The sequence below is a fragment of the Microcoleus sp. Pol11C3 genome, assembly GCF_036701485.1.
In the GTDB taxonomy this organism is placed as follows: domain Bacteria; phylum Cyanobacteriota; class Cyanobacteriia; order Cyanobacteriales; family Microcoleaceae; genus Microcoleus.
Genome location: NZ_JAUBQW010000201.1, coordinates 1 through 7,578, shown reverse-complemented (window position 1 = coordinate 7,578; position 7,578 = coordinate 1). Strand labels below are relative to the sequence as shown.

Below are 7,578 nucleotides of genomic sequence, written 5' to 3'. Positions count from 1 at the left end.
CCTTATTTTTTTACCTTACCATTCTCTCAAACCTTTGTCCTGTTTAGACTAGAGGTGCCTTGTCACCCGCTAAGCTTTCTAGCAATATTGGTAGCTATTTTTCCAGTTGAACTAATTCAACTTTATATCCATCTGGATCTTGCACAAAAGCGATGACAGTTGAACCGTGCTTCATTGGGCCGGGTTCGCGAATAACTTTACCGCTGCGGGCTTTAATTTCATCGCAAGTACCGTAAATGTCGTCAACGCCGATCGCAATATGACCGTAAGCATCCCCTAAATTGTACTCTGTGACGCCCCAGTTGTATGTTAACTCCAAAACTGTAGTGTCTGATTCGTCGCCGTAGCCAACAAAAGCCAGAGTAAATTTACCGTCTGGATACTCTTTTTGTCGCAGCAATTTCATGCCCAGAACCTCGGTGTAAAATTTGAGGGACTCTTCCAGATTGCCGACTCGGAGCATCGTGTGTAGTAGTTGCATTTAGCTCACTCCAAATTTTTTAAGCTTTCATTTATTTTAGCTATTTCCTGCGAAAAAAACTCGCGCCTCAACCGTCGCAATTGGCGCAGGTTGACAACTGTCTATTTGATTTAGCCTTGTACTTCCACCACACCCCTAAACATATTCATGCCACAAGTAAATAGGTATCGTCCAGGTTTTTTAGGGGTGAATTCCACAGCCGTTACCTGATTTAGAGGTAATTCTCGCACAATATAAAAATCTGGTAACAACACTTTTTCAAGACAACTATTGGGGTCGCGCCTCAAGAAATTGAGCCTGACTAATTGACCTGCTTTCACAACTACAGTGGCAGGCTCATAACCCCCGTCTACAGTAATAGTCAACTCTTGTATCCCCTGAATATATTGAGCTTTCTGTCCTTTATCTTTACTGAACAAAAACCACCACAACTCTAAACCCATTAATGTCAAACCACCTATTGTTACGCCAATTTTTACACCTAGTGGCTGTTCAATGCTGTGGAATTGATTCGTTGATGTAGAATGCTGGACGGACTGTTCGGAAGCTTGAACTCCCGATGCCATTCCCATCACAAGTCCTAAACTCGCGAGAATTCCCAAAATTTGACGATGGTGTAACATTTTTATAATTCCTCCAAATTTATGCAATAGATTTTGGTTTAAAATTCCGTAAGCGCAAAGCATTAGTAAGTACGGAAACTGAACTAAAAGCCATTGCTCCGCCGGCGATAATTGGATTGAGCAGCCCGCCGAAAATCGGGTATAAAATACCAGCGGCGATCGGGATTCCAGCGATGTTATAAATAAACGCAAAAAACAGATTTTCGCGGATGTTCCGCATGGTGGCGCGGGAAAGTTTAATGGCTGTAACTATGCCTTGCAAATCTCCTGAAATTAAGGTAATGTCGCTGGCTGCGATCGCCACATCTGTGCCGGTGCCGATCGCAATTCCCACGTCTGCCAAGGCCAAAGCCGGTGCATCGTTAATCCCATCTCCCACCATCGCGACAATTTTTCCTTCCCGTTGCAGGGCTTGAATTTGAGCTGCTTTTTGGTCGGGTCTAACTTCGGCAAAAACGCGAGTAATACCGACAGATTGGGCGATCGACTCCGCAGTCGCGCGATTATCCCCCGTCAGCATCGCCACCTCCAAACCGAGCTTTTGAAGCGCTTTCACCGCCTGCGCGGACGACGGTTTGAGAGCATCCGCAATGCCAAGAATTGCCTCTATTTTGCCCTCGGAGGCCATCCAAACAACCGTTTTGCTCGCAGCTTCCAAAGCTCTCCCGCGCAGTTCCAGATATTCAGTATCGCAGCCTAGTTCCTGCATCCACCTGAGCGTTCCCAGAGCGATCGACTTTCCCGCTACAACCCCTCGAACACCACTCCCCGCGATCGCCTCAAAATCCTTAACATCCGTCAACTTCACCTCTTGAGATTGAGCGTATCTAACAACAGCTTCCCCCAAAGGATGCTCCGAATTTCGTTCTACAGATGCCGCCAATTGTAGCAACTTTAACTCATTGCTGTTCGCCGTTCCCCTAATTGTCACAAAATCAGTTACCGTCGGCTTGCCTTCTGTGAGAGTTCCAGTTTTATCTAACACAATAATTTGGATTTTGTGAGCCAATTCTAAACTTTCGGCTCCTTTAATTAAAATCCCGTTTTCTGCACCTTTCCCCGTGCCAACCATCACAGCAGTCGGAGTCGCTAAACCCAAAGCGCAGGGACAGGCAATAATTAGCACTTCCACCATTGTCACTGTGGCTAGAGTGATGTTTCCAGTCGCGTTAAACCAGATGATAAAAGTAGCTAAAGCGATGGCAATTACTGCGGGAACAAACCAACCAGTCACTTGGTCTGCTAACTTTTGAATTGGTGCTTTTGACCCCTGTGCGTCCTGCACCAACTTGACAATTTGAGCTAAAAATGTATCTTTCCCAACTCTTGTTGCCCGAAACTTAAAGCTGCCAGTTTTGTTAATTGTGGCTCCGATAACTTCGTCGCCAAGCTGCTTTTTAACAGGGAAACTTTCTCCCGTAACCATTGCTTCGTCTACTGTGGAAGAGCCTTCAATAACATCTCCATCTACGGGGATTTGCTCTCCCGGCCGCACCTGCACGATGTCGCCAATCTCCACTTCGGCGATCGGCACTTCCAACTCTTCCCCGTTGCGAACTATCCGAGCAGTTTTTGCTTGCAAACCCATGAGTTTGCGAATGGCCTCCGAAGTCTCTCCCTTCGCCCGATTTTCTAGGGTTTTCCCCAACAAAATTAAGGCGACAACGCTAGTGGCAACTTCGTAGTAAACGCCCGAATTCAAACCTTTTGCCGTGAATAAACCGGGGTAAAATGTCACAAACACAGAATAAAAGTAAGCAGCACTCGTTCCCAAGGCAATCAAGGTATCCATTGTCGCCACCCGCCGTTTTAGGGATTTCCAAGCTCCCACATAAAACGATCTTCCGCACCAAAATTGTACGGGTGATGTCAGGACTAATTGCAGCCAATAATTGTGCAGCCATGCGGGAATAAATGGCAGGTGCAAGCCCGTCATCGCCGGAATAGCGCCCACAACTAGCAGGATGCTTATGATACCTGCTGTCCAGAGTTTCCGCTTCAAGTTTTGAGATTCCGATTTGCGATCGGCTTGTTCGGAATCATCCTCTGTCGCCGCCATTTCTTGAAGCGGCAAAGCTTGGTATCCCGCAGCATCAACAGCCGATTGAATTGTTTCTAAGTTGGTTTGCTTAGAGTCGTATTGGATGGTTGCTTGTTCCATCCCAAAATTTACATGACACTCAATTACGCCGGAAACAGATTGAATGGCTTGTTCGATAGAGGCAGCACAAGAAGCACAACTCATGCCCCGCAATTTAAGTGTGAGATTGTCCATATATGCACTCCTAAGTTCGACAATTTACTTGCAACTATCAACAGTCAACAGTCAACAGTCAACAGTCAACAGTCAACAGTCAACTGACTGGATAGCCAGCAGATGCGATCGCTTTCCTAACTTCACTTTCTGACTTAGCGGTTTTAATCGTGACCCATTTTGTCTTGAGATCCGCCTCAACAGCAGCGGCTGAATCAATGGCTTGGACTGCTTTTGTTATTGTATTCGCACAAGCAGAACAAGCCATCTTAGGAACTTTTAGCTGTAAAGTCATAATTTGAACCTCAGCAGAAACTACTCTGCTCAATCAATGAATTAACTCCATTGTAAAGTCTCCAGTCAACTGGAGAGTCAAGGGGAATTGCAAAATAAATCAGGAATTATGAAAAAAGTGGTTTGACACCCTACCCCTAGGGGTAAGGCGCGCACTGTGTACCCTACATAATTTCGTTCAAGTCAGTCTTGGAAATCTTAAATCTGAGTTAAATCGACGGCACAGCAATAATTATTTACAATTCCAAGGCAAAAATTTCATCCTAATTTCATTTATATGTGGAAAACTGAAGATAAATGGCAGTTTTAAGGATATAAAATCGATGAAACCAATTTCATTAAAAACAGGCTTTGCAGCGCTGATATTGACCGCCACAGCCGCTTTAACCAGCGGAGTGCTTACAGCTTGTTCAAAAGCCCCTTCCAGTGAAACTCCAGCCCCAAATGTTACGGCTGCAACCGAAGCAAACAACAAGCAAGACGTGGCACAAGGCGGCGGCATGGGTGGCATGAATCATGGCATGAATCACAAGATGTCAATGGATTTAGGCCCTGCTGATGCCGACTACGATTTGCGATTTATTGATGGCATGACAGTACACCATCAAGGTGCTGTAAACATGGCAAAAGAGGTGCTTAACAAATCAAAACGCCCGGAGATGAAAAAACTTGCCACTAATATAATTGCTGCTCAAAACCGCGAAATTAATCAAATGAAAGAGTGGCGAAAAATTTGGTATCCCAAAACCAGCAGTACGCCGATGGCTTATCACGCTCAAATGGGTCACATGATGGCAATGACTCCCGAACAAATGCAAAGCATGATGATGAGCATGGATTTAGGGGCCGCTGACGACCAATTTGACTTGCGATTTATCAATGCGATGATTCCTCACCACGAAGGAGCTTTAGTGATGGCTGAAGATGCTTTGAAGAAGTCAAAACGCCCGGAAATGAAGAAATTGTCTCAAGAAATTCTGACTTCGCAAAAGCAAGAAATTGAGCAAATGAAACAGTGGCGGCAAGCTTGGTACAAACAGTAATTTAGCTCACCTAAAAAACGTGACCCAAATCCCGAAAATGAGTGACATGAGTCACATCAGGTCAATAGTTCAGGAAATACTTGCTTCACAAAGGCCAGAAATTGAAGACATGAAAAAGTGGCGACAACCTTGGTAGACAAAGTAATGTAGCTCGACTGTGGCTGTCAGCATTTGTCTGACTCCACCTCAGTTTCCTGAGCTTACTTACACACACTGTAGATAATTGAGCTGCCCTACCTCTAAAGTAGTAGAAAGTTACGTAAGAATACTGTAGACAATGGAGCAGCCCTACCTCTAAAGTAGTAGATAAGTCAGCAAAAAGCTATATAGAGGGGGTAGTTCATGATCTTGAACAGCTTGGAATTAAACACAACTTATAAATCAAATGCAGCCGTAGATGAGCTAGTGAGCGCATTGACAAACGAAATTGAAGCGCAAGCAGAGATAAAAAAAGCGGAAAAAAATCTACAGCAAAATCGCTTGTCATTAGGCGAAACTTATCTTCGTATTTTAGGATCTGGTGGGCATCTGGGTTGCTGATGCGAAATTTCATCCTAATTTCATTGGGCAGTGAAATACTAGGTTGAGTAGAGCATTTCTAGCTCTTGGTCATTGCTTAGCAGTCACTTATTGGAAAATGCTAATAAGTAGCTCCCGTTAATTGGCCTTACTTACCTTGGCAAAATACCAACTGCTAAACCTGTGGCACTTAACCTGCTTTCAAGGACAATGCCAACGATGATATTTCACAAATATGCTCAATGTCCGGCAATTATTAGCAGCTTTTCGGGAACTTTGTTTAGCATAATTTTGCTAAGTTATCCGGCTGTCGTTTTTGCCCACGCTGGCCACGGAAATGAATTTCACCAAAGCGGCGAAACAACTCAAACTCCTGCTGCTATTTCTGTGGATGCCGAAACAGCAAAACGATTAGGTATTAAAGTCTCCGCTGCCGCCCGCCAGCGACTAGATATCGGCATCAAAACCACAGGAGAAATTGAAACTTTGCCCAACCAAAAAGTCGAAGTGACGGCTGCTGTTGCTGGCAAAGTAGTAGAGTTGTTGGTTAAGCCTGGGGACAAAGTATCAAAAGGTCAACCGGTTGCGGTTTTATCGAGTTCAGAATTAGGACAGTTGCGGGTTGAATCTCTCTCGAAACGTGCCGAAGCTGAGGCAGATTTGCAGCAAGCTGCAGGCGATATAAAACTAGCACGGGAAAATTACGATCGCCAACTTCAAATATCCGCAGCAGAAATCGCCCAAGCCCAAACCCAATTGACAGCGGTAAGTAAGCAGTACCAGCGAGAACAAGAATTAGTAAACAAGCGTTCAGTTGTGCAAGCCGCTAAAGAAAACTATCAACGTCAAGTTGAAATAGCGCAAGCCGAAATAGCCCGGGCAGAAACAGAATTAACTATTGCTAAAGAACAGTTCGATCGCGACAAAGAATTAGCGGCATCAGGAGCGATCGCGCGGCGCACAATGCTGGAATCGCAAGCCCACTTCGCGGAAGCAAAAGCCACTGTTGCTAAGGCAAAAAGCCGTCCTGAAGTTATCAAAGCCGAAACGGAAATTAGACAAGCCGAAGTAGACCTCCCTATGCGGGAATTGCGGGAATCTCAAGGCAGAGTAGCAGAAGCAAAAGCTCAACTTACCAGAGCTCAGAGCCGCCGGGAAGTCCTAGAAGCGGAGAACCAAGTCAAACGCGGCAAAACTGCCGTCGAAGTCGCTCAGTCGCGCATTCGCTTGGCTGACGCAGCCTATCAAGCGCGACTGCAACAATTAGGAACTGTTGCCAACGATCGAGGACTCGTTACTGTAGTTGCTCCGATTTCGGGGACGGTAGCCGATCGCTTCATCACCCCAGGAGAGTCAGTAAACGCTGAAAAACCGTTGATGAGTCTGTTAAATGACAGCCGCGTTTTTGCCACAGCCAATATTTACGAAAAAGACCTGAATCAAGTAAAACAGGGTCAGGAAGTCAGGGTAAAAGTCGCTAATTTACCCGATCGCACTTTCAAAGGAAAAATCGCCTTAATTGGGTCATCCGTGGAAGGAGAAACGCGAGTTGTGCCGGTGAAAGCAGAACTAGATAATAGTAGCGGCGAATTAAAGCCGGGACTGTTTGCTGAGTTGGAGATTTTAACCGACAAAACTGCCACAAATATTTTAGCAATTCCGAGTGCGGCGGTAGTGGATGTTAGCGGTAAAAAAACCGTTTACGTCCAAAATGGCGATGCTTATCAAGCTGTTGACATTGAAGTCGGTCAAACTGCCGGAGATTTAGTTGAAGTTAAGAGCGGTTTATTCGAGGGAGATTTGATTGTAACACAGCGCGCACCTCAACTTTACGCACAATCTTTGCGGGGCGGCAGCAAGGCCTCAAAAGACGAGGAAAAGAAAGAGGCAACTCCAAAGGCAACAGAGGTTAATTTTAATAATTTACCCGTGTCTTTATGGTGGGCGGGAATAGGGGGAGGAGTGGCGATCGCATCCCTGACTTTTACAGCGGGCGTGTTCTGGGGAAATCGGCGCAAATTGCCAACAATAGCAGGAGATTCTGGAAATAATAATGGTTTTTTCGCCTCTGCACCCGCATTGAACGATGAATTGCTGTTACACAATGACAACCACCACGTTCAAACTCAAGAGGCAGAAGTCAAGAGTTTGAAGTAAAAAATTGCTCTACTTAGACCTCTTGCGAAAGTCGCAAAGTATCTTGAAATTATCTGCGTTTAGCTGCGTTTATCTGCGGTTGACCGACCGAGCCAAGATTTATGCAATAAGTCTCATATAGCAATTAAATTTGGCTCTTCAGAACTTGTGGTGATAACTTTATCTAATCAAGTGCTAAAATGTTTAATGTTTTTGAGTGGTTAAATC

The 7,578-nt window shown here is 45.1% G+C and carries 7 protein-coding genes; 3 read left to right on the top strand and 4 right to left on the bottom strand.

Going from position 1 to position 7,578, the window contains the following annotated elements:
• Window positions 1–94: 94 nt before the first annotated feature.
• The 4 genes from gloA to QUA40_RS26675 form a co-directional block, all read right to left on the bottom strand.
• The gene (gene gloA, locus QUA40_RS26690) at window positions 95–481 is read right to left on the bottom strand and encodes a lactoylglutathione lyase (protein WP_333131471.1); all 387 of its coding nucleotides are present in this window, start codon (window positions 479–481) and stop codon (window positions 95–97) included.
• A 110-nt stretch (window positions 482–591) separates the two neighbouring features.
• Window positions 592–1,104: a cupredoxin domain-containing protein gene (locus QUA40_RS26685; RefSeq protein WP_333131469.1), complete on the bottom strand. Its 513-nt coding sequence runs from the start codon at window positions 1,102–1,104 to the stop codon at window positions 592–594.
• 19 nt (window positions 1,105–1,123) lie between these two features.
• A complete protein-coding gene (locus QUA40_RS26680; RefSeq protein WP_333131467.1) occupies window positions 1,124–3,379 on the bottom strand; it encodes a heavy metal translocating P-type ATPase in 2,256 nt (751 codons plus the stop codon).
• 79 nt (window positions 3,380–3,458) lie between these two features.
• Window positions 3,459–3,653, bottom strand: coding sequence for a heavy-metal-associated domain-containing protein (locus QUA40_RS26675; protein WP_333131465.1), 195 nt, complete (start codon window positions 3,651–3,653; stop codon window positions 3,459–3,461).
• A gap of 322 nt (window positions 3,654–3,975) precedes the next feature.
• Here QUA40_RS26675 and QUA40_RS26670 point away from each other — a divergent pair, with 322 nt between their 5' ends.
• From QUA40_RS26670 to QUA40_RS26660, 3 genes are all read left to right on the top strand, one after another.
• Window positions 3,976–4,695, top strand: a complete 720-nt coding sequence (locus QUA40_RS26670) for a DUF305 domain-containing protein (protein WP_333131464.1) — start codon at window positions 3,976–3,978, stop codon at window positions 4,693–4,695.
• Window positions 4,696–5,037: 342 nt separating this feature from the next.
• Window positions 5,038–5,235, top strand: coding sequence for a hypothetical protein (locus QUA40_RS26665; protein WP_333131462.1), 198 nt, complete (start codon window positions 5,038–5,040; stop codon window positions 5,233–5,235).
• 189 nt (window positions 5,236–5,424) lie between these two features.
• Window positions 5,425–7,371: an efflux RND transporter periplasmic adaptor subunit gene (locus tag QUA40_RS26660; protein ID WP_445301203.1), complete on the top strand. Its 1,947-nt coding sequence runs from the start codon at window positions 5,425–5,427 to the stop codon at window positions 7,369–7,371.
• Window positions 7,372–7,578: the final 207 nt, after the last annotated feature.